Source organism: Pseudomonas fluvialis, assembly GCF_002835605.1.
Classification (GTDB): domain Bacteria; phylum Pseudomonadota; class Gammaproteobacteria; order Pseudomonadales; family Pseudomonadaceae; genus Aquipseudomonas; species Aquipseudomonas fluvialis.
Map to the genome: position 1 here is coordinate 356,281 of NZ_PIYS01000018.1, position 21,260 is coordinate 377,540.

Genomic DNA, 21,260 nt, shown 5'->3' on the forward strand with positions numbered 1-21,260 from the left:
GCACTTTTCTTGTACATGACCCTTGGGTCAGCGTAGGTGCTTGGGTATGCTCGGTTGCATCTGGCGAACAACTATAAAAAGAGCGCCCATGACTGCAGTGCCATCTTCCGCGTCTACTACGCCGGCTGCCCGTCCGCCGACGCAGGACATTGCCCTCGAACGCACCCGCCTGCTCTACCAGGGTTCGCAAACCCCCACCTTGCTCATGCTGCTGGTTGGCCTGGCCTGCACCGGCCTGCTGTGGAGCCCCGGCAACAGTCCATGGCTGGCCAGCTGGCTGGTCAGCCTGGTGGTTATCGCCCTGCTACGTCTGCAACAGGTGTACGCCTTCAACCGCGCCAGCCCGCCGCTACAGGCCCAGCCGCGCTGGCGGCAACGCTTCCTGCTCGGTGCCGCCGCCAGCGGCCTGAGCCTGGCCTGCGCGGTGGTGTTCTTCCTGCCGGCGGACAACCCCCTGCAACAGGCCCTGCTGTTCGGCCTGATCGCCACCGCCATCCTCAGCTCGTGCACGGCCTACGCGGTCAGCAAGACCGCCTTCCTGGCCTTCACCCTGCCGTGCATGCTGCCCAGCACCACCTTCCTGTTGCTCAGCGACAACCCGGCCCTGCGCAGCTGGGGCCTGCTGTGCCTGATCTTTGGTCTGGGCCTGCTGGTCACCGGCCTGCAGGTCAACCGCCTGCTCACTGGCAACCTGCTGCGCCGCCTGCACAACCTGGCGCTGATCGACAACCTCGGCCAGGCCAAGCTGCAGGCCGACCAGTTGAACAGCGAGCTGGCCCGCGAAGTGGAACAACGCCGGCATGCCGAACGCGAGTTGCGTGCCGCGCAGGCCGAGCTGGAAATGCGCGTTGCCCAGCGCACCCTGGAACTGGACGAAACTACCCATGCGCTGAGCAAGAGCGAGACCCGCCTGGCCCTGGCCCTGGAGGCCAGCCAGCTGGGCCTGTGGGATTGGGATCTGGTCAGCGACCAGGTGCACCACTCGCAGTTGCGCGAACTGTTCGGCCTGGACAGCCAGTCGGTCGCGGTACTGGCCGACCTCAAGCCGCGCCTGCACCCGGATGACCTACCGACCTTGCGCCGCGCACTGGTCGAGCACATGAAGGGGCGCAGCGACGGCTACGCCGTGGAATACCGTATCCGTCATGAAGATGGCCGCTGGCTGTGGATCGAAGACCGCGGCCGGGCCGTGGAGCGCGCCGCCGACGGTACGGTATTGCGGATGATCGGCACGCGCCGCGATATCACCGCACGCAAGCTGCGCGAGGAAGAGCAGCGCCTGGCGTCCACGGTGTTCGAAGCGGCCAGCGAAGGGATCATCATCCTCTCCGAGCAATATCGCATTCTGGCCATCAACCAGGCGTTCACCCAGGTCACCGGGCATCGTCGCGAAGAAGTGCTGGGCAGTAACGTGCTGCGCCTGATCGGCAGTGAAGAAGCCCGCCAGCAATACCAGCGCATTCGCCTGGAGCTGGAGCAGCAGGGCAGTTGGCAGGGTGAGCTGCTCGAACGACGCAAGAACGGTGAGCTGTACCCCCAGTGGCTGCAGCTCAACGTGGTGCGCGACAACCGTGGCAAGGTCAGCCATATCGTCGGCTTTTTTGCCGACCTGACTACCCGCCGCGAAGCCGAGGAACGCCTGCGCTTCCTCTCCCATTACGACGAACTGACCGGCCTGGCCAACCGCACCCTGTTCAAGGAGCGCCTGGCCGAAGCCGCCGCCCAGAGCCGCGGCAGCAGTGACAGCCTGGCCCTGCTGCACATCGACCTGGACCGCTTCAAGCTGCTCAACGACACCCTAGGCCATGAGGTGGCCGACCAGTTGCTGCGTCAGATCAGCCGGCGTATCAACCAGTGCATCCCCCAGGCGCTGTGCATTGCCCGCCTGTCCGGCGACGAATTCGCCGTACTGCTCGACCAGCACGGCGGGCTGGCCAGCCTGGCCCGCCTGGCCAGTCGTCTACTCAGCAAGCTGCGCCTGCCCATGGAAATCGGCGGACACGAATTGATCATCAGCGCCTCGCTGGGCATCAGCCTGCTGCCGGACAACGCACCGGAGGTGCCGGCCCTGCTGGCCCAGGCCAACATGGCCATGCAGCATGCCAAGCACCTAGGCGGCAATACCTTCCAGTTCTACAACGACAGTCTGCAGGCCTGCACCGTCGAGCGCCTGCAGCTGGAGAACCAGCTACGCAAGGCCGTCGACGAAGGCCAGCTGGAGGTCTACTACCAACCCAAGCTGGACTTGCGCGACGGGCAGATCCACGCCGCCGAGGCGCTGGTACGCTGGAACCACCCGCAACGCGGCCTGGTACCGCCGGCAGAGTTCATCGGCCTGGCTGAGGAAAACGGACTGATCGTGCCGATCGGCGAATTTGTCCTGCAGCAGGCCTGCCAGCAGGCCCAGGCCTGGCGGCAGAGCGGACTGGCCGACATTCGCGTCTCGGTGAACCTCTCGGTCCATCAGCTGCGCCAGGGCAACCTGACCAGCCTGGTACGCCTGGCACTGGAGGAAAGCGGCCTGCCACCGGCCTCACTGGAGCTGGAGCTGACCGAAAGCCAGCTGCTCGACAACGTGGAAAACGTCATCGCGATCTTCCACCAGTTGCGTGAACTGGGCGTCAAGCTGTCGATCGACGACTTCGGCACCGGCTATTCATCGCTGAGCTATCTCAAGCGCTTCCCGGCCGACTACGTGAAGATCGACCAGACCTTCATCCGCGACCTGTCCAGCGGTGGCGAAGATGCCGCCATCACCCGGGCGATCATCGCCATGGCGCATAGCATGGAGCTCAAGGTCGTCGCCGAAGGGGTGGAAACCCGCGAGCAGCTGGACTTCCTGCGCCAGCACAAGTGCGACGAAATCCAGGGCTACCTGATCAGCCGGCCGGTGCCGGCCGGCCAGTTCATCGAGACTCTGCACGCCCACCAGGCCAGCAGCGGCCACGCCTGAGCCGCTCAGTCACGCCAGCAGGGCTTGTCCAGTTCGGCCTGGCGCTCGGCAAAGCCGATACCGGCATCACCGAGCAGGCGTGGATCGAGCTGGGCCAGCTGGCGCCGCGTGCGGGCATTCTGTCGCCAGCGCTGGCAGAGCGCCTGCAGACGCAACAGGCCGGCCAACCACTGATCGCTGTGCCCGCGTGCAGGCGACACGGGCCATGAGGGTAGGCGGGCAAGGTATCTGGGCAGGTGCATATGGCTCATCCTTGGCCGCTCGCGGCGGCCTCTCAGCGGTGCCTACAGCATCGCCGCCGCACGCCCTGCGCACCAGAGACAGACAACCTGCGTTGTATGGGTACAGCTGCGCCGCGCGGCGAACTGTACTGCCCGGCCGCGCCACAACTGTGCTGAGCGTTTAGTCGCGCAGGTGGCGCATCAACAGCGCATAGCTCAGGTCGATGTCCTGCGGTAGCGGCAGGTACAGGGTATGACCATCACCCGGGGCCACCTCGCTGGCTTCACCCGTGGCCTTCTGCAAGTGCTCCAGGGTGAAATGGATATTGCCCTGCGGGGTCATCAGTTCCAGGCGGTCGCCAACCGCGAAACGGTTCTTCACCTTGACCTCGGCCAGTTCGCCACGGCGCTCGCCGGTCAACTCGCCGACAAACTGCTGGCGATCGGATACTGAATTGCCGCGCTCGTAGTTCTGGTACTCGTCATGCACATGGCGACGCAGGAAACCTTCGGTATAGCCACGGTGGGCCAGCGATTCGAGGCTGTCCATCAGGCTCATGTCGAACGGCCGTCCGGCCACCGCATCGTCGATCGCCTTGCGGTACACCTGGGCGGTGCGTGCACAGTAGTAGTGGCTCTTGGTGCGCCCCTCGATCTTCAGCGAGTGCACACCCATCTGTACCAGGCGCTCGACGTGCTGCACGGCACGCAGGTCCTTGGAGTTCATGATGTAAGTGCCGTGCTCGTCCTCGTAGGCAGACATGTACTCGCCCGGGCGACTGCTGTCTTCGAGGAGGAACACTTCCTTGGTCGGTGCTCCCACGCCCAGGGTTGGCTCGGCTGCCTGCACGGCAATCGGCTCGTAGACATGCACGATGTCGCCGACTTCGTTTTCCTTGGCCTCGTGGGTCTTGTATTCCCAACGGCAGGCGTTGGTACAGGTGCCCTGGTTGGGGTCGCGCTTGTTGATGTAGCCGGACAGCAGGCAGCGCCCGGAATAGGCCATGCACAGCGCACCGTGGACGAACACCTCCAGCTCCATGCCCGGCACTTTTTCGCGGATCTCGCCGATTTCCTCCAGCGACAGTTCGCGCGACAGGATGGCCCGGCTCAGCCCCTGGCGATGCCAGAACTCCACGCTGGCCCAGTTCACCGCGTTGGCCTGCACCGACAGGTGGATGGGCATGTGCGGGAAGTGCTCGCGTACCAGCATGATCAGCCCCGGGTCGGACATGATCAGCGCATCCGGGCCCATCGCCACCACTGGCTCAAGATCCTTGATGAAGGTCTTCAGCTTGGCGTTGTGCGGGGCGATGTTGACTACCACGTAGAACTGCTTGCCCTGCGCATGCGCCTCGCTGATCCCCAGCGCCAGGTTGGCATGGTCGAACTCGTTGTTGCGCACCCGCAGGCTATAGCGCGGCTGACCGGCATACACCGCGTCAGCGCCATAGGCGAAGGCATAGCGCATGTTTTTCAGGGTACCGGCAGGCGACAACAGCTCGGGCTTGAAGGAAGCAGGCATGGCAACACACTCGGGGGTATTTCGCAGGGCTGGCGATTCTACGGGAAAAACCCGAGTAAATCAGTCAGCAAGCGACCGACGCAACAGCCCCCCGGGCCATTGCGTCGCGCCAGCGGATTACAGGCGGAAACGCCCGACCATCTGGTTGAGCTGGGTGGCCAGGCGCGCCAGCTGGTCGCTGGCCGCCGAGGTCTGCTGCGCACCGCTGCTGCTCTGCTCGGAAATATCACGAATGGCCACCAGGTTGCGATCCACCTCGCGGGCCACCTGCGCCTGTTGCTCGGCGGCACTGGCAATCACCAGGTTCATTTCATTGATCTGGCTGATGCGCTGGGCGATCAGCGCCAGGGCTTCGTCCGCCTCGCTGGCCAGTTGCTGGCTGCGCCCGGCAAACTCACTGCTCTGTTGCATGGCACTGACCGACTCCTGGCTGGCGCTCTGGATGGCGCTGATCATGCGCTCGATTTCCTGGGTGGAGCTTTGTGTACGCTGGGCCAGCGCACGCACCTCGTCAGCCACCACGGCAAACCCACGCCCCTGGTCACCCGCGCGCGCTGCCTCGATGGCGGCATTCAGCGCCAGCAGGTTGGTCTGCTCGGCAATGGTGCGGATCACTTCGAGCACCTTGCCGATACCGATGGCTTCTTCAGCCAGGCGGCTGATGGTGGTCGAGGTGTTATCCAGCTTGCCGGTGAGCTGCTCGATGGTGTCGCGGGTCACGCTGACCTGGCGACGCCCGGTGAGGGCGGTCTGCTCAGCCTCGCGGGACGAGTCGGACGTGTGGTTGGCATTGCGTGCCACTTCATCGACCGCCGCCGACATCTCGGTGACAGCGGTAGCGGCCATCTGGATCTCATCGTTCTGCCGGTGAATCCCCTGCGAGGTCTGTTCGGTAATCGCGTGCATCTCGTCCGCCGCCGAGGCCAGCTGGGTAGCCGAGCCCTGGATGCCGAGCAGGGTGTCGCGCAAGGCGACCTGCATCTGCTGCAGCGATTGCTGGACTTCGGTGATTTCGTCGGCGCCATGTACCCGCACATCCTGGCTCAGGTCACCTCCGGCAATCCGTGCAGCCACGGCCTTGAGCTGGTTGAGCGGCGCCGTCACGCTCTGGCTGAGCAACCAGGCGGTCAGCAGGGTGAGGATCAGCCCCACCAGCAACAGCACGGCAAAGGTCCACTGTGCCTGGTTGGCGCTGTCTTCGGCTTCCTCGCCGGCCCGTTGCGCGCCCTGGCGGTTATGCACGATGAGTTCGTCGAGCCCGGCGATCATGCTGTTGTAGGCCTGCAAGCTGGCACCGACGCTGGCCAGGTCGGGGCTGCCCGAACGCAGGCTGACCACAACGGCCTGCAGGGCCTGCTCATAGGCACGGCTGAACTCCTGATAGCGGTTGAACAGCCGGCGATCCTCTACTTCTTCGGCGGTAATGGTCGCCTCGTACTGGCGATCAACCTGCTGGACCAGTCCCTTGAAGCGCTCGATCTCCTCGGCAAACAGATCCAGTTGATCAGGCATGGTCAGCGCCAGGCTTTCCTGCAGGCGCATGTTCAGGCGCGCGGCCTTGATCTGCCCCATGGCGTCCAGCCCCTCCATCCAGCCATCGCGGATATCTAGTACATCCTGACGCAGGACATTGATCTGTTTCAGTGCCACCAGGCCGGTGGTCAACAGGATCAGGCCAAGCAGGCCAAAACCCAGCAGGTTGCGGGCACGCACGCTAATGGCTCGTAGGGACATCTTGAGCTCCAGAAAAAACGCTAGGGGTAAGTGGTTTAACGACTGCCGCCGGTAAATATTTAGGATTTATTTACAGACTAGCGTGCGCCGGCCGGATCAGCCGAAAAACCAGTAACACACTGTAATCGCCGCCAGGATGCCGGCCAGGTCGGCAAACAGCGCACAGCCCACCGCATGGCGTACTCGCTGGATACCCACCGCGCCGAAATACACCGCCAGCACGTAGAAGGTCGTCTCCGTACTGCCCTGCACCGTGGCAGCGAGCAGGGCAGGGAAGCTATCGACGCCGAAGGTCTGCATGGTCTCGATGAGCATGGCGCGTGCGCCACTGCCCGAGAACGGCTTGATCAGCGCGGTGGGCAAGGCCTCGATGAAACGCGTATCCCAACCAGCCCCTTCAACCAGCCAGCGGATACCCTGCAGACCGAGATCGAGTGCGCCCGAGGCACGCAAAACACCCACGGCACAGAGCATGGCAACCAGGTAGGGGAGCAGATCACGGGCGACATTGAAGCCTTCCTGCGCCCCTTCGATGAAGCTTTCGTAAACCGCCACCTTGCGCCACCAGCCCACCAGCAAAAACAGCAGGATCAAACCGAACAGGCTGAGATTGCCGAGCAGCGAGGACAGCTGGGCCAGCGCTGTAGCACTGAGGCTGGCCAGCAAAGCCATGAAAGCACCGAGCAGCAGCGCCGAGGGCAGCAGATAGGCCAGCACCACCGGGTCCCACAAGCGCAGGCGCTGCATCAGCGCCACCGCCAGCAGGCCGGCCAGTGTCGAGGCACTGGTGGCCAGGAGAATCGGCAGAAACACCAGCGTCGGGTCAGTCGCGCCTTGCTGTACGCGGTACATGAAGATCGACACCGGCAGCAGCGTCAATGACGAGCTGTTGAGCACCAGAAAGAGAATCTGCGCATTGCTGGCCGTGTGCGGCAACGGGTTGAGCGCCTGCAGGGCTTTCATCGCCTTGAGGCCGATGGGCGTGGCCGCGTTGTCCAGGCCCAGACCATTGGCGGCGAAGTTCATGCTGATCAAGCCAAGCGCCGGATGGCCACGCGGCACCTCGGGCATCAGGCGCGCGAACAGAGGGCCGAGCAGGCGTGCCAGCAGATCGATCAGCCCGGCTTTCTCGGCAATGCGCAACAAGCCCAGCCACAGGGTCAGGGTGCCAAATAGCAGGACCATCACCTCGACCGACAACTTGGCCATGGCGAACAGACTCTCCACCATGGCGGCCCATACCCCCGGGTCACCGCCGATCCAGCGCATCACGGCAGCCAGCGTGGCTACCAGGAAAAAACTCAGCCACAGGCCGTTGAGCATGCCCTGTCCCCCTGTTCAGTGCGGCGATGATAGCGAGCAGCGCCCCCTGCTGCACGACTACCGGCGCGTTCATATACAGATACAAGTAGGCCTTTGAACTTGTTACACGCCGGGCGACTCTTAGCGCCACCTATTTCCCAGTTGGATTGTCGGATATGTGGCTACAAGCACTCGCCCCTGCCTCCCTGCCTAGCAGCCCACTGACCTGGCAGGCAGCCTTGTCTCGCCTGCTGCTGTTGAGCAGCCTGAGTGCCGGCCTGCTGATGGCCGATGACTTCATCCAGCAACTGTTTACCCCGGCCAATCAGGCCGAGCTGGAGCTGCGTTTCGTGGTCGTAGTCTGGCTGTTCGCCCTGGGCCTCTGGCTATGCGCCATGCCACGCCTGGTCGTGGCGCTGCTGGTGGGCCTGGCCGGCATGCAGCTGATTCAGCTAAGCCACGTATCCTTCTTCGGCGAACCGCTGGCGGCGCCCGATCTGGTCAGCCTGGTCGACGACTTTGCCGAAGTCCGTGAAACCGGCTGGGCCAGCTTCGCCGACCATTGGCACGTGCTACCCAGCGTTCTGCTGCCTTATGCCCTGTTGATTGCTCTGCACCTTTGGCTGCCACGCTATGTACGCTTGCCACGCAGTCGCTGGGCGCTACTGATCCTCTTCCTGGTACTGGCTGCAAAGCCCTGGCGCGCCACCTACCGCGACTACAGCTCATTCCTTCCGGGGCCGACCCGCAGCGGCCTGCACAATAGTTTCAACGCCTTCGCCTTCTATGGCGTGCGCCTGGCTTTCCGTCCCGTGGAAACCTTGCCCGCCGCACCTTTTGCGCCCTACCGGATCACCCCACAAGCCAGCAGTGCCAGGCATGTCTGGGTGGTGGTAGCCGACTCGTTGCGCACCGATCGCCTGGGGCTGTTCGGCCATCACCGCGATACCACACCCAACCTGAGCCGCCTGCACAGCCAGGGCGAATTGCTGGCCCGGCCAGGCATCGCTTCCGGCGTAGCGACAGCCGTCAGCCTGCCCATGCTGCTCAACCTGATCCGCGAACCCGGCCAGCCTGAACTGCTGCGCCAGCAACCACACAACCTGTTCGCCCTGGCCCGCACCAGCGGCTTTCGCAGCCACTGGCTTTCAGCCCAGGAATCGAAACTGCTCAGCCACCTGGGCAGCCGTCACCTGGACGTCAGCATCACCCGCGAGGACCACCCACTGCTGTTCCTGCAGCGTCACGATCATGCCCTGGTCGACCTGCTCGGCAAGCAGTCCTGGGGGGAGCGCAACTTCGTCGTGATCAACCTGCGTACCGCGCACCTGCCCTACGAGGAGAACTACGACCAGCACAACGAGCCGTTGCCGAGCTGGCCGGTCGATCCGAGCCTGCCGCGCGAAGAACGCCAGCGCAATGCCTACGACAACGCCATTGGCTACCTCGACGACGTGCTCGCCGAAGTGATTGCCCGTTTCGATCAGCTCGACGGTGAACGCTACCTGCTGATCACCGGCGACCATGGTCAGTTGCTCGGTGAAAATGGACGCTGGGGCCACAACGACCTGCTTCCGCAGGTAGCCGAAGTACCGGTGATGGTGCTCGCCCGCGAAGCCCCCGAAGAGGCCCTGAGCAGCCTGCGCCAGCAACGCTGGATCAGCCATCATGAGGCCGGCCTATGGCTGGCCGAGCGTCTGGGGCATCGCGTAGACAACCCCAACCTGCGCCCCGGCGAACACTTCGTGCAAGGCAAGCAGCTATTTGGCGACAACATGATCCAGCGCGTCAGGGAGGGTGCCAGTGGCCTGATCTATGACCGCCCGATATTGCTCAGCCGCTGGCTGGAAGCGCTACAAAGGGAAACCTCGCTTCCCTGACGAGTGGCCTGCAAGGCCACTCACGTGGTTAACCATGGCGGCGCACGAACTCGTGGAACGCGCTGGCATCCAGTGGGCGGGAGAACAGGAAGCCCTGGCCCACCTGCGCACCGAGCTGTTGCAGGGTGTCGGCCTGGGTCGCCGACTCGATACCCTCGGCGATCACCTTGAGGCCCAGGTCACGGGCCATGTCGATGATATGCGGGGCCACCGAGCTGCTGGCAGCCTGCATGCCCAGGCTGTCGACGAAGGATTTGTCGATCTTCAGCACATCCACCGGCAGGCGTTGCAGGTAGGACAGGCTGGAGTAACCGGTCCCGAAGTCATCGATGGCAATTCGATGCCCGGCCTGACGAAGCTGCTCCAGCAGCTGGCAGGCTTGCTCGACATCCACCAGGCCTCGTTCGGTCACTTCCCAGACCAGTTGTCGTGCAGCCACGCCCTGACTGGCCAGTTGCTGCCTGGCAACCTCGACAAAACGCCCTTGTGCAATATCCGCTGCCGCCAGGTTGACCGAGATGTACAGCGTGGGGTGCGCGCGCAGCAACTCCGCCATTTGCTGCATGACCAGCTCGATGACGCGCTGGGTAATCGCACAAATCTGCCCACTGGCTTCGGCCTGGGGAATGAACAGGTCCGGACGAACCCGCTGACCGTCGGCGCGCCGCCAGCGCACCAGCGCTTCGGCACCCACGCAACGCCGCGTCGCCAGGTCGACCAGTGGCTGGTAGTCCACTTCCAGTTCGCCGCGCCGCAAGGCCTGTTGCAAGGCTTTTTCCAGGGACAGCTCGCGGCGCATCAGCAGGCCGGCCAGGGCGCCACCCAGCACAGCCAGCACGCCGGCCAGCAGCACATAGCCAAGGCGCAGGCCGGTCAGACTGGCCTGTAGCGCCGTGGCATCGGCAATCAGCAGCAACTGGATACCCTGGGCATCGCCAGCGCTGGCCAGGTAGAGCCGCCCATCCAGCGCCTGCAACTGCTGGCGGGCAGGGGCATCACAACGGCTCAGTTGCAGACTGGTCAGCTCCTGCAAATGGCCATGCAACTGCTCGAAAAATAACGTGTTGCGTCGCACCAGCTCGCCCTGCAATACCTGCAGACGCTAGGTTTCCTGACGATAAGCCTGCTGCTCGGCCCAGTGCCAGGCCAGGCTGGCCAAGAGGCCAAACAACAGCACGCTGCTGGCCACGGCAACGGGCCAGGGCCGCAACACCCTGCGCCACACCGACAGGCTATTTCCCATAGCGCTCCTCCTGAGCCTTGCCCTGCCAGCTTAGTGGCTGTTGAGTACCTGTAACAAGGCGGCGGTTTGTGCATCAGCCAGGCCATCATGACGTGCCGGCCGGTACTTCATCTGGAATGCGGCCAGTACATTGCGTGTTTGCTCATCGTGCTCGCCACTCAGGGCAATCGCATAGCCTAGCGCGGCCAGCTGCTGCTGGAACCACAGCGGCTCGGGCAACCTCTCACTGAAATCGCCTTGCACGCGGGCTACTGCCTGCGCATCCGGCCAGCGAATCAGCCCGGCCGCGGCCAGGCGTGCCCAGGGAAACAGCGGCCCGGGATCAACCTTACGCTGCGGCGCGATATCGCTATGGCCAATGATGCTGTCCGGGGCTAGCCCGTGGCGCCGCACGATATCCTGCAGCAGGGCCAGCAAGACCTCGATCTGCGCCTCGCTGTAGGGTGCCCATACACGCCCTGCGGGCGTTTCCCGATAGCCTGGATTGACCAGCTCGATACCAATGCTGCTGCCATTCAGCCAGGTTCGTCCCTGCCAGCTGCTATCGCCGGCATGCCAGGCACGGCGGTTCTCGTCGACCAATTGGTAAAGCGTCGGCGGCTCCTCACCAATCAGGTAATGACTGCTGACCGGGCCTTCGGTAAGCAGTTGCAGCGAGTGCTCAAGGTCCGTCGAGGTGTAATGCAACACCACGTACTGCACCCGGCTGGCATGGTTGGCGGAGCTGTAGTCACGCTGGATCGACAGGCCGCTTGAGCAGCCGGCGAGGAGCAGGACGAGGCAAGGCAGCAGGTATCTCATGGCTGGATATGCAGGACGCTTTGCAGGTTGTCGAGCAGCATGTCCACGCTGAGCATGATCAACAGCATGCCGGTCAGGCGTTCGATAGCCCCCAGCCCGCGCGGGCCGAACAGACGCTGCAGAAAGGCTGCTTGGGAAAGGATCAGCGCCGCGGCAGCCCAAGCCAGCAGCAAGCCGGCATACAACTCCCAAAGCGGCCCCTGGTGGGTATTGCGCAGGGTCATGATCACCGCCAGGGCCGAGGGCCCGGCCACGGCAGGGGTGGCCAGGGGCACCAGCAACGGCTCGCCTCCCGGCAAATCCCCCAACACCCCTTGCGGCCCAGGGAAAATCAGGCGCAGTGCAATGATAAACAGGATGATGCCGCCGGCAATCGAGATGGCTTCGCGCGACAGGTTGAGCGCACTGAGAATCTTCTCACCAAACGTCAGGAACAGCAGGAGCAGGCCAAGCGCCAGCAACAGCTCACGCAACACGATACGCAAACGACGGTGTGGCTCGACATGCTTGAGTACGGCGAGAAAGATGGCAATGTTGCCGAAAGGATCGGTTACCAGAAAAATCAGAACGGCAATGCCGAGGATATCCATACTGCGCTCCACACAATGAGCGGGCTAGTGTAGCGCGCGGCACTGCACACCGGCAGCGCCAGGAAAACTGTGATGCAGCAGCGATTTTGCGCAGCCTGATGACCGTATGGTCAGCTCATTCGACCAACTGCCGTGCAGGCAGGGCACCACAGGCCTAGCGTGAAGTCATAGTCATAGCGCCCACCCGCCGCGTACGAGGAACCTGTCATGCACCGTACCCTGCTGTGGTTCAAGAACGACCTGCGCCTGGATGACCATCCGGCCCTGCAAGCTGCCCTGCAGGCTGATCGCCTGCTGCCTCTGTATATCCTCGACAGCCAGTGGCTGGAGAGCGAACAACTCGGCTGCCGGCGTCTGGGCAGCCACCGGGCACGTTTCCTCCTGGAAAGCCTGCATGCCCTGGATAGCCAATTGCGCAACCATGGCTCGCGTCTGCTGCTGCTACAAGGCCAGCCAGAAAATCTCCTGGCGCACCTGGTCGAGCAACTGGATATCCGTGAAGTCCTGACCCTCGACGAAATAGCCCCTGAGGAAATCGCCCAGCTGCAACGCGTAGCCCGTGCCCTGGGCAGCGTGCCGTTGCGCCGCCTGCCCGGCAACAGCCTGCTGCAGGAAAGCCAGTTGCCGATGCCACTGCAACAGTTGCCCACGGTATACAGCCGTTTCCGCGAATGGGTAGAACAACGCCTGCCGGTATTCCAGCCATCCAGCATTCCCCACCAGTTGCCGGCCATGCCGGAGGCGGCGCTGGAATGGCTGCAGCCACTGCCCACCCTTTCACAACTGGGCTACGGTGAAGCGCAGCCGGTTCAACATAGCGCCTTCCCCTTTTCCGGAGGCGAGGTGGCTGGCCAGGCCAGGTTGCGTGACTACCTGTGGCAAAGCGGCAACGTGCGCCAGTACAAGGACACCCGCAACGGCATGATCGGTACCGAGTACTCTTCCAAGTTCTCGCCCTGGCTGGCCAATGGCAGCCTGTCACCACGCCGGGTAGCCGCCGAGCTGCGCCGTCATGAAGCCCAGTTCGGCGGCAATGACTCCACCCAATGGCTATGGCGTGAACTACTCTGGCGCGAATTCTTCCGCTGGACCCTGAAACGTCATGGCGCAGCGCTCTTCAAGCCCCACGGCATCAAGCAGGAAGCCGTGGCACAACGCGCACTCGACGCGCGTTTCCAGCAATGGTGCCAGGGGCGTACCGGCATGCCGCTGGTGGATGCCTGCATGCGCGAGCTGGCCAGCAGCGGTTTTCTGTCCAATCGTGGTCGGCAGATCGCCGCCAGCTACCTGATCCATGACCTACAGCAGGACTGGCGACACGGTGCCGCCTGGTTCGAGGAACATCTGCTCGACTACGATCCGGCCAGCAACTGGTGCAACTGGGCCTACCTGGCCGGTGTTGGTAACGACCCACGCCACGCACGGGTCTTCAATACCCTGCGCCAGGCACGCGAGTATGACCCAGAGGCGGCCTATGTCAGTCTCTGGTTACCAGAGCTGGCCCATCTGCCGCAACAGCTGCGCCATACCCCGTTCCTGCTGGCCCATGGTCACCTGCGGGTACTCGGCTATCCCTGCCTGGAGCAGATACCGGAGAGCTGGAAACCCTACTTTCCCCATGCAGCCTGAGCCACAGGCCTGACCAGTCAGGCCACGATCAGTCGATCGCGCCCTTCGCGCTTGGCCTGGTAGAGCGCCTGGTCAGCACGTTCGAAAACCTGATCGCTGCGCTCGTTATCGGCAAAGGCGGTCAGTCCGGCAGAACAGGTGATGGTCAGCGGTTCGCCCTTGAAGTGGAAAGGGCAGGCGGCCACGGCGGCACGCAGGGTTTCCAGCAGTTGCTGGCCACCACTGAGCGGCGTGCCCGGCATCAGCAGGACAAACTCCTCCCCCCCAAAACGTGCCAGGAAATCCGTCTTGCGGGTCCGCTTGCGCAACTCCTGGGCAATGATCTTCAGGACCTTGTCGCCGGCCAGGTGGCCATAGCCATCATTGATGCGCTTGAAATGGTCGACATCCAGCACGGCGAGCAACAGCTCGCCGCCGTAACGCTGGCGGCGGGCAACCTCCAGCTCCAGACGTTCGTTCCAGCCGGCCCGGTTGGGCAGGCCGGTCAACGGATCGGTCAGCGCCTTTTGCCGTTGCTCTTCGATGTGCTCGCGAAAATGTGCGGCTTGCTCCTCCATTTCCGCGACCTTGCCCATCAACCCCTGCAGGCGCTCGGCCACCCGCGCCTCCTGCTCGTCACGCTTGCGCTGGTGCTGGCTGACCGTCTGTAACAAGCCATCCAGTCGGGTTTCCAGGGCACGCTTGAGACTGTCCAGGTCGCTGGCCTGTTGCACACTGTTTTGCAGGCCACTGACCTGCTCGCGCAGCTCCTGGTTGAAACTGCGCGTCTGCAACAGCGACTCGCTGTAGCCTTCCTGGGCCTGGTTGAGGGTATCGAGAAAACTGGCCAGGCGTTCGTTGAGCTGACTGAGGTAGACGGCAAACTCGCGCTGGCCACTGTCACTGACTGCCAGGACCAATACGGCCAGGTCATCCAGGGCAGGAACCAGTTCATACCAGTTGAGTGTGCCGCCCAAACGCTGGCGCAGGTCGGCAGCCAACGCCTGGTGATGGCTAGGCAACTGCAACTCGTCAAGCAGCTTGCCAAGACTAGCGGCGATGTGCGGCGCCACGGCGCTGTAGCCCGGCTCACTGGCCGGGAGTGCGTAGTCATCGCCTTCGCCAGACAGCAGACTGGCTGCCAGGGGCAGGCTGTCCAGGGTATTGGCGGAAAGTGCCGCTTGCGGGCGCTGCTCGTCAGGTTGTTGCAGCGGCGCTGTCTGTTCTGCCCGCGAGGCTACCGGCAAGCTCGTCGGCTCAGCCGTCGCCAACGGCTCGGCAGCATCGCCAGCATTTTCACGCGGGCCAAACAGACGCTGTAAAAAACCTGGGCGCTGTTGTTCGACATCCCCCAGCAGGCTGAACGTCTGCTGCTGCAGGCTGCCCAGTTCGCCCAGCAGGGCAGGCAGCTCGGCGATATTGCCAGCCTGTCGCTCGACTTCCTTGGCAAAACGCTTGAGCGCCTTGCGAATGTCGCGGGGCGGTTGCAGATCGAGCAATTGCCTGGCCAGGGTAGCCAGCGCGGAAAAATTTGCCTGGCTACGTTGCTGACGACGGTGTTCGGAGTCGAGTACGGCTTTTTCCAGGCGAGGGATCAGCCCGGCAAGACCGGCATCGAGATTGTCGCCACGGATGATCTCGCGCAGTTCCTGCATGCACTGGTCAACCATCTTGTCGCTGCCTTCGGCAGCCAGCGAAGTGCGCACCAGGCCACGACGCAACAGGTCCAGGCGGTTTTCCCAGCGTTTCTCCTGGCGCTCCTGCTGCTCCAGGCTTTCCAGGTACTTGGCTTTCCAGCGTTGGCTATCGTCACTCATGACTACGGTCCATGCCGCTGCCACGCAGCCGGCGCAAGAGGGGGCTCAAGAGACAAGGGAACCGGCAGGCGGATATCCACGGCAACCGGCAAATGATCGGAAATCGGTTCACCCAGCACGGCATAGCGCTGCAACTGCAAACTGGAACTGAGCAGGATATGGTCCAGACAGCGTAGCGGTTTCCAACTCGGAAAGGTGGCCTGCAACTGGGGGGCGCGCAAATCCAGATCGCGTAGCGGCGAACGCTGCAGCAGGTCCTCGGCCTGAGTGTTCATGTCGCCCATGAGGATGCAATGCCGGTAGTCCTGGAGCAACTCGCGGATATAGGCCAATTGCCGGGTACGGGTACGAGCACCCAGCGCCAGATGCATCATGACCACCAGCAGCGCATCCTGTCCTTGCCCCAGGCGCAACACGATAGCGCCACGACCGGGAGGGCCAGGTAGTGGGTGATCTTCCAGCAAGCTGGGACGCACGCGCGACAGCAAGCCGTTGCTGTGCTGGGCAAGATGCCCCATGTTGCGATTGAGCTGCTGATACCAATAGGGGAAGTCGGCCAACTGCGCCAGATGCTCGACCTGATTGATATAACCGGAACGCAGGCTGCCGCCATCGACCTCCTGCAAGGCCACCAGATCAAAATCCGCGAGCATGCGGGCAATCCGCTGCAGATTGAGTTGTCGCTCGGGATGCGGCAGCACATGCTGCCAACTGCGCGTCAGGTAATGCCGATAACGCGCAGTACTGTTACCAACCTGGATGTTGAAACTGAGCAAACGCAGGCAATCACCTTGCGTCAGGCAGCCAGGCTGCGCCCGCGGGTTGCACTGCGCTTCAGGCAGGGCAACCGGACGCGAAGTAAGCCAGCGGCGCAGCATGGCCCGAAACGCCTTAGGGCTGGGTACGCTCGAGATCGATCAGGTGGTCGGCCACCTTGAGGGTCTGCGCCATACCACCCGAGCTACCGATATCGAAACGGTACTTGCCACCGACAACCAGCACCGGCACACCGGTAATCTGGTAGGCCTTGGCGAGTTTCTTGGCCTTCTCGACCTGGCTCTTCACGGCGAAGGAGTTGAAGGTCTTGAGAAAGGTGGCCCGATCCACACCCTGGGTCGCGACGAAATCAGCAAACTCTTCCAGTGTGGTGAGTTTCTTGCCCTGCTTGTGCATGGCATCGAAAACGGCACTGTGCACGCGATGTTCAACCTTCATGCTTTCCAGGGTCAGGAATGCCTGGCCATGCAGATTCCACAGACCGCCAAACATGGCCGGAATGCGTACGAAATTGACATCTTCGGGCAGCTGCTCGGCCCATGGGTTGATGGTCGATTCGAATTGGTAGCAGTGCGGGCAGCCATACCAGAACAGTTCCACTACCTCGACCTTGCCCGGCACGGCGACGGGCACAGCCGAATTCAGCTCGACATACTGCTTGCCGGCCTGAATCGGCTCGGCCTGTGCCTGCAAGGCAAACAGGCCAGTGCTGGCGATGAGTGCGGACAGGATCAGATTACGCATGCTTGACTCCTAGAAAAATGGGCCGGTTGGCAACGGCAGTTGGACTGCCTGGCCTGGCCAGGGGTTCCTTCATTGTAGCGGCAGCGACAACGAAAAAGGGTGGCCATGGCCACCCTTTTTCATTCCAGCGTAACCCGCCATCAGGCGGGCCGGCAGGCCTTAGTGCAGGCCCTGGATATAGCTGGACAGTGCTTCGATGTCCTTGTTGCTCAGCTTGGCGGCAATCGAACGCATGATCATGGTTTCACCGTCGTTGGTACGGTTGCCTTCGCGGAAGTCGGTCAGCTGCTTGGCGATATAGGCCGCATGCTGGCCACTCAGGCGCGGATACGCGGCGGTCGCAATACCGGCACCATCAGGGGCATGGCAACCGGTACAGGCCGGCATACCGTCTTCCAGCTTGCCACCACGGTAGAGTGCCTGGCCGCGCTCCACATGCTGGGCATCAGCCATACCTACGGAAGCCTTCTGGCTGGCGAAGTACGCAGCGATATCCGCCAGATCCTGCTCGTTGAGCGCATCCAGCATGCCCGTCATTTCTACCACAGGGCGGGCACCAGACTTGATGTCGAGCATCTGCTTGAGCAGGTAGCGCTCGCCCTGGCCAGCCAGTTTGGGGAAGTTGGGCATCATGCTGTTGCCATCTGCACCATGGCAGGCGCCGCACATGGCTACCTTGTTCTGGCCAGCTGCGGCATCGCCGGCGGCCTGAACGGCAGTGGTCACACCCAGTGTCAAAAGCAGGCTCATCAGAAGTTTGTTCATCAGCTAATCCAACCAACGGCTAAGGGATAAAGTCAGAACCGGGATGCCCACGGCACCAGCCCGGTAAAATGGGTACTGCTGGATGCCCGGCTCGGCAGCAGCCTGACATCACGGATGAAGCAGCTGGGCTGCAAATGGCGGCACCGCTTTCTTGCGTGCGGTTGTTCGCGCCTCCCGGCTGGCACTCGACCCTGGATTATAGAGCGCACAGTAAATCGCCAACATTATATACTTGCGCGAACCAAACGGAAACGTAACTGCCTCTCCTGCGACGCTGTGTTGCACGCTCTGGATCCCACCCCATGTCCGTCAAGAATCCGCTTCTCGGTTTGTGCCAACAAGCCCGCTTTCTCATCAGCGCCGCCAAGGTCGATCAGTGTCCCGCCGACGAAGGCCTGGAAATCGCTTTCGCCGGACGCTCCAATGCTGGCAAATCCAGTGCACTGAATACCCTGACGCATGCCAATCTGGCACGTACCTCGAAGACCCCAGGGCGCACCCAGTTGCTCAATTTCTTCAGCCTGGACGAACAACGCCGGCTGGTCGATCTGCCCGGCTATGGCTACGCCAAAGTTCCCATCCCGCTCAAGCAGCACTGGCAAAAGCACCTGGAAGCCTACCTGAGTAGCCGCAATAGCCTGGTAGGACTGGTCTTGCTGATGGATATCCGTCATCCGCTGACTGACTTCGATCGCATGATGCTGGATTGGTCCAGTGCTGCCGGCATGCCGTTGCATATCCTGCTGACCAAGGCTGACAAACTCGCCTATGGCGCAGCCAAGAATGCTTTGCTCAAGGTCAGCCAGGAGATCCGCCAGCACTGGGGTGAACACGCCAGCATCCAGTTGTTTTCCGCCCCCAAACGCCAGGGCATCGAAGAGGCCTTGCAGGTACTGGCGCACTGGCTGCAACTGTCAGGCGAGGCAGTCACCCCAGGCGAATGATCGAGGATCCCGCATGAATCATGTACAACCAGGCATTCTTGCTACACCCGTGCCTGCCCAGGCCATTCACCTGTTCTTCAGCATCACACAGGCCGAGCCTGTGCAGGCTGCCCTCGATCGCCTGCTGCCGCTGGTTGATGGCGAGCAGCTGGTAGTCGGCCTGGGCGCCTCGCTGACTCGGCAACTGGGTTTGGCAGTACCTGGCTTGCGCAGCTTCCCGAACCTCCAGGGTAGTAGCGTTGATATCCCCAGTACCCCTCATGCGTTGTGGCTATGGCTGCGCGGAGAAGACCGCGGAGAACTGTTGCATCGCAAGCTACACCTTCAGCAACTGCTGGCGCCTGCGCTGCAATTGATGTGCAGCACCGAGTCCTTCCGCTATCGCAGCGGCCACGACCTGAGCGGTTACGAAGACGGCACGGAAAATCCGCAGGATGAAGATGCGGTTGCAGCGGCCGTAGTCAGTGGACAAGGCAGTATGGATGGCAGCAGCTTCGCTGTTGTCCAGCACTGGCTGCATGACCTGCAGTACTTTGCCCGGTTGCCAGCAACCGAGCAGGATCACATTTTCGGTCGCCGGCAGAGTGACAACGAGGAACTGGAGGACGCGCCCGACTCCGCGCACGTCAAACGCACCGCCCAGGAAAGCTTTACTCCGCAAGCCTTCATTCTGCGACGCTCCATGCCGTGGGCTGCAGGCGAGCAGGCCGGTCTGGTATTCCTGGCCTTTGGCCATAGCTTTGCTGCCTTTGAAGCACAGATGCAGCGTATGGTCGGTCTTGAAGACGGGATCGTCGACGGCCTGTTTCGTTTCAGCCGCCCTATATCCGGCAGTTATTACTGGTGCCCACCGCTGACGGATGGACGGCTATGCCTGGATATCCTCCAGAGCAAATGAGCCTGGCAAGCTTTTGCTAGAGCATAAAAAACCCGGCGGTAGCCGTAATGCTGTTCACTTAAGCATTTGAGCCCTGACGGGGCTTCCCCGAAAATCCGATGTCAGGTCCCTGGCATCGGATTTTTTATGTCTCTGCAACAGCAACTGCTCGACTTAGGTGAACTGTTCAACTTCTCGGATCTGAGCACCTTCACCCAAAACATCCCGATCGAGTGGGTGGCATCCGCTCTGGACTTGTCCGCCCAGGCCACCATAAGGCGGCGGCGTCTGCCCAGCGATCAGGTGCTCTGGCTGGTGCTTGGCATGGCCTTGTTCCGTGACGAGCCGGTGCATGAGGTCGCACGACGCCTGAATATCTGTGCCCAGGGGCTGGCCTCTCACGACCTGCTGGCCCGAAGCGGTGTCACCGAGGCGCGTAAACGATTGGGTGCCGATCCGGTTGAGTGGCTGTTTCGTCAGACGGGTAACCAGTGGGGTTGCGAGCGCTATGAGGGCGATACCTGGCAGGGCCTGCAAGTATTGGCCGTGGATGGCGCACTCCTGCGCACCCCAGACACGCCTGAACTCCGAGAGCATTTCGGCTCCGGCAATACCTCCACCGAGCGCCAGACGCCGTTTCCCATGCTGCGACTGGTAGCCCTGATGAACGTGCGCTCGCACCTGATTCTGGATGCGCAGGTGAGTCCCTACCGGCGCAGTGAGATGCGCTTGGCCGATGAGTTTATGCAGCAGATTCCCAATCAGTCGGTGACGCTGTTCGATAAGGGCTTCTGGAGTGCCGACTTGCTGTTGCGCCTGGGCGCCGCAGGGGAAAGCCGGCACTGGCTGATTCCGGCCCGCCAAGGGCTGGTTGGCGAGGAAGTCGCTCGTTACGGCAAGGGCGATCGTTTGCTGCGCATGAAGGTGTCGGCACAGGCACGAAAGCGCAACCCCGACCTGCCGACGCACTGGGAGGTACGTGAAGTCAGCTACGCCGTGAAGGACAAGATCAAGACAGTGCTCACCTCGCTGCCTGCGGATACTTACAGCGCCAAGACCATCGCCAAGCTGTATCAGGAGCGCTGGGAGATCGAGCTGGGCTTCCGGGATATCAAAAGCTCTCTGCAGCAGAATGCGATGACCCTGCGCAGCAAGGTAACGGAGCTGGTCTACCAGGAGGTCTGGGGCTTGTTGTTGGCCTACAACATCATCCGCCGCGAAGCCGGTCAGGCAGCCGTCGCCTTCGGCCGCTCTCCGGGCGACATCCGCTTCAAACCAGTAGCTCAATACATCGCCGTGCAATTGATCGTGATGGCGGCGGCCAACCCGATTTCAGCAACAGGAACACGATTGTCGGAGCTGAGAGCAGGAATCGGTGGGCTGTTTCTGGATCACCGTCCAAGGCCATCAAGACCAAGGACGGTGAAGATCTCAAAGACCCGTTATCCAGTGGATCGAAAGGCTGCTCCGCTTAAGTGA

18 protein-coding genes are annotated in these 21,260 nt (G+C 62.5%); 6 read left to right on the forward strand and 12 right to left on the reverse strand.

Annotation, left to right across the window (positions count from 1 at the left end):
• The first annotated feature begins 88 nt into the window (after nt 1-88).
• Complete coding sequence (locus CW360_RS11435) at nt 89-2,953, forward strand: putative bifunctional diguanylate cyclase/phosphodiesterase (RefSeq protein WP_101193777.1); 2,865 nt, start codon at nt 89-91, stop codon at nt 2,951-2,953.
• A 5-nt stretch (nt 2,954-2,958) separates the two neighbouring features.
• Here the strand turns inward: CW360_RS11435 and CW360_RS11440 are convergent, their stop codons facing one another.
• The 4 genes from CW360_RS11440 to CW360_RS11455 all read right to left on the reverse strand — a co-directional run bounded on the left by CW360_RS11440 (nt 2,959) and on the right by CW360_RS11455 (nt 7,756).
• Nucleotides 2,959-3,195, reverse strand: a complete 237-nt coding sequence (locus CW360_RS11440) for a DUF1127 domain-containing protein (RefSeq protein WP_101193778.1) — start codon at nt 3,193-3,195, stop codon at nt 2,959-2,961.
• Nucleotides 3,196-3,355: 160 nt separating this feature from the next.
• Nucleotides 3,356-4,699: a prephenate-dependent tRNA uridine(34) hydroxylase TrhP gene (gene trhP, locus CW360_RS11445; RefSeq protein WP_093986464.1), complete on the reverse strand. Its 1,344-nt coding sequence runs from the start codon at nt 4,697-4,699 to the stop codon at nt 3,356-3,358.
• Nucleotides 4,700-4,816: 117 nt separating this feature from the next.
• Nucleotides 4,817-5,863, reverse strand: coding sequence for a methyl-accepting chemotaxis protein (locus tag CW360_RS17355; RefSeq protein WP_371870519.1), 1,047 nt, complete (start codon nt 5,861-5,863; stop codon nt 4,817-4,819).
• A gap of 666 nt (nt 5,864-6,529) precedes the next feature.
• The gene (locus CW360_RS11455) at nt 6,530-7,756 is read right to left on the reverse strand and encodes a nucleoside recognition domain-containing protein (protein WP_101193779.1); all 1,227 of its coding nucleotides are present in this window, start codon (nt 7,754-7,756) and stop codon (nt 6,530-6,532) included.
• Nucleotides 7,757-7,974: 218 nt separating this feature from the next.
• On the opposite strand from CW360_RS11455, the gene CW360_RS11460 reads away from it, so the two are divergent.
• Nucleotides 7,975-9,615 carry a phosphoethanolamine transferase gene (locus CW360_RS11460; RefSeq protein WP_245874705.1) on the forward strand — a complete coding sequence of 547 codons (1,641 nt, stop codon included), beginning with the start codon at nt 7,975-7,977 and terminating at the stop codon, nt 9,613-9,615.
• Between the two features lie 28 nt (nt 9,616-9,643).
• On the opposite strand, the gene CW360_RS11465 is transcribed toward CW360_RS11460, so the two are convergent.
• From CW360_RS11465 to CW360_RS11475, 4 genes are read right to left on the reverse strand one after another with little or no spacing between them, the layout of a single operon-like run.
• Nucleotides 9,644-10,690, reverse strand: a complete 1,047-nt coding sequence (locus CW360_RS11465) for an EAL domain-containing protein (RefSeq protein WP_245874706.1) — start codon at nt 10,688-10,690, stop codon at nt 9,644-9,646.
• A 27-nt stretch (nt 10,691-10,717) separates the two neighbouring features.
• Nucleotides 10,718-10,858 (reverse strand): hypothetical protein, encoded by a 141-nt coding sequence (locus tag CW360_RS16825; RefSeq protein ID WP_157825295.1) that lies wholly within the window; start codon nt 10,856-10,858, stop codon nt 10,718-10,720.
• A gap of 30 nt (nt 10,859-10,888) precedes the next feature.
• Entirely contained in the window at nt 10,889-11,659 is a 771-nt protein-coding gene (locus CW360_RS11470; RefSeq protein WP_101193781.1) for an N-acetylmuramoyl-L-alanine amidase, read from the reverse strand.
• The gene (locus tag CW360_RS11475) at nt 11,656-12,249 is read right to left on the reverse strand and encodes a MarC family protein (RefSeq protein ID WP_093986458.1); all 594 of its coding nucleotides are present in this window, start codon (nt 12,247-12,249) and stop codon (nt 11,656-11,658) included. The genes CW360_RS11470 and CW360_RS11475 overlap by 4 nt, the downstream gene beginning before the upstream one ends.
• Before the next feature lie 207 nt (nt 12,250-12,456).
• On the opposite strand from CW360_RS11475, the gene CW360_RS11480 reads away from it, so the two are divergent.
• Nucleotides 12,457-13,878, forward strand: a complete 1,422-nt coding sequence (locus CW360_RS11480) for a DASH family cryptochrome (RefSeq protein WP_101193782.1) — start codon at nt 12,457-12,459, stop codon at nt 13,876-13,878.
• 17 nt (nt 13,879-13,895) lie between these two features.
• On the opposite strand, the gene CW360_RS11485 is transcribed toward CW360_RS11480, so the two are convergent.
• The 4 genes from CW360_RS11485 to CW360_RS11500 form a co-directional block, all read right to left on the reverse strand.
• On the reverse strand, nt 13,896-15,674 hold the full coding sequence (locus CW360_RS11485; RefSeq protein ID WP_101193783.1) for a GGDEF domain-containing protein: 1,779 nt from the start codon (nt 15,672-15,674) through the stop codon (nt 13,896-13,898).
• A 2-nt stretch (nt 15,675-15,676) separates the two neighbouring features.
• A complete protein-coding gene (locus CW360_RS11490; RefSeq protein ID WP_101193784.1) occupies nt 15,677-16,552 on the reverse strand; it encodes an endonuclease/exonuclease/phosphatase family protein in 876 nt (291 codons plus the stop codon).
• Nucleotides 16,553-16,565: 13 nt separating this feature from the next.
• Nucleotides 16,566-17,195 (reverse strand): thiol:disulfide interchange protein DsbA/DsbL, encoded by a 630-nt coding sequence (locus CW360_RS11495; RefSeq protein ID WP_093986454.1) that lies wholly within the window; start codon nt 17,193-17,195, stop codon nt 16,566-16,568.
• Between the two features lie 159 nt (nt 17,196-17,354).
• Nucleotides 17,355-17,960, reverse strand: a complete 606-nt coding sequence (locus CW360_RS11500) for a c-type cytochrome (protein WP_093986453.1) — start codon at nt 17,958-17,960, stop codon at nt 17,355-17,357.
• A gap of 302 nt (nt 17,961-18,262) precedes the next feature.
• Between CW360_RS11500 and yihA the strand changes: the two genes are divergently transcribed.
• From yihA to CW360_RS11515, 3 genes are all read left to right on the forward strand, one after another.
• A complete protein-coding gene (gene yihA, locus CW360_RS11505) occupies nt 18,263-18,904 on the forward strand; it encodes a ribosome biogenesis GTP-binding protein YihA/YsxC (protein ID WP_101193785.1) in 642 nt (213 codons plus the stop codon).
• A 13-nt stretch (nt 18,905-18,917) separates the two neighbouring features.
• The gene (locus CW360_RS11510) at nt 18,918-19,802 is read left to right on the forward strand and encodes a Dyp-type peroxidase (protein WP_101193786.1); all 885 of its coding nucleotides are present in this window, start codon (nt 18,918-18,920) and stop codon (nt 19,800-19,802) included.
• 126 nt (nt 19,803-19,928) lie between these two features.
• Nucleotides 19,929-21,260 (forward strand): IS4 family transposase, encoded by a 1,332-nt coding sequence (locus CW360_RS11515; RefSeq protein WP_170307333.1) that lies wholly within the window; start codon nt 19,929-19,931, stop codon nt 21,258-21,260.

Excerpts from the sequence above, each read along its gene's own strand:
- CW360_RS11435 (WP_101193777.1), top strand. The coding sequence starts at position 89 with ATGACTGCAGTGCCATCTTCCGCGTCTACTACGCCGGCTGCCCGTCCG.
- CW360_RS11440 (WP_101193778.1), bottom strand. The coding sequence starts at position 3,195 with ATGCACCTGCCCAGATACCTTGCCCGCCTACCCTCATGGCCCGTGTCG.
- trhP (WP_093986464.1), bottom strand. The coding sequence starts at position 4,699 with ATGCCTGCTTCCTTCAAGCCCGAGCTGTTGTCGCCTGCCGGTACCCTG.
- CW360_RS11455 (WP_101193779.1), bottom strand. The coding sequence starts at position 7,756 with ATGCTCAACGGCCTGTGGCTGAGTTTTTTCCTGGTAGCCACGCTGGCT.
- CW360_RS16825 (WP_157825295.1), bottom strand. The coding sequence starts at position 10,858 with ATGGGAAATAGCCTGTCGGTGTGGCGCAGGGTGTTGCGGCCCTGGCCC.
- CW360_RS11470 (WP_101193781.1), bottom strand. The coding sequence starts at position 11,659 with ATGAGATACCTGCTGCCTTGCCTCGTCCTGCTCCTCGCCGGCTGCTCA.
- CW360_RS11475 (WP_093986458.1), bottom strand. The coding sequence starts at position 12,249 with ATGGATATCCTCGGCATTGCCGTTCTGATTTTTCTGGTAACCGATCCT.
- CW360_RS11480 (WP_101193782.1), top strand. The coding sequence starts at position 12,457 with ATGCACCGTACCCTGCTGTGGTTCAAGAACGACCTGCGCCTGGATGAC.
- CW360_RS11485 (WP_101193783.1), bottom strand. The coding sequence starts at position 15,674 with ATGAGTGACGATAGCCAACGCTGGAAAGCCAAGTACCTGGAAAGCCTG.
- CW360_RS11490 (WP_101193784.1), bottom strand. The coding sequence starts at position 16,552 with ATGCTGCGCCGCTGGCTTACTTCGCGTCCGGTTGCCCTGCCTGAAGCG.
- CW360_RS11495 (WP_093986454.1), bottom strand. The coding sequence starts at position 17,195 with ATGCGTAATCTGATCCTGTCCGCACTCATCGCCAGCACTGGCCTGTTT.
- CW360_RS11500 (WP_093986453.1), bottom strand. The coding sequence starts at position 17,960 with ATGAACAAACTTCTGATGAGCCTGCTTTTGACACTGGGTGTGACCACT.
- yihA (WP_101193785.1), top strand. The coding sequence starts at position 18,263 with ATGTCCGTCAAGAATCCGCTTCTCGGTTTGTGCCAACAAGCCCGCTTT.
- CW360_RS11510 (WP_101193786.1), top strand. The coding sequence starts at position 18,918 with ATGAATCATGTACAACCAGGCATTCTTGCTACACCCGTGCCTGCCCAG.
- CW360_RS11515 (WP_170307333.1), top strand. The coding sequence starts at position 19,929 with ATGTCTCTGCAACAGCAACTGCTCGACTTAGGTGAACTGTTCAACTTC.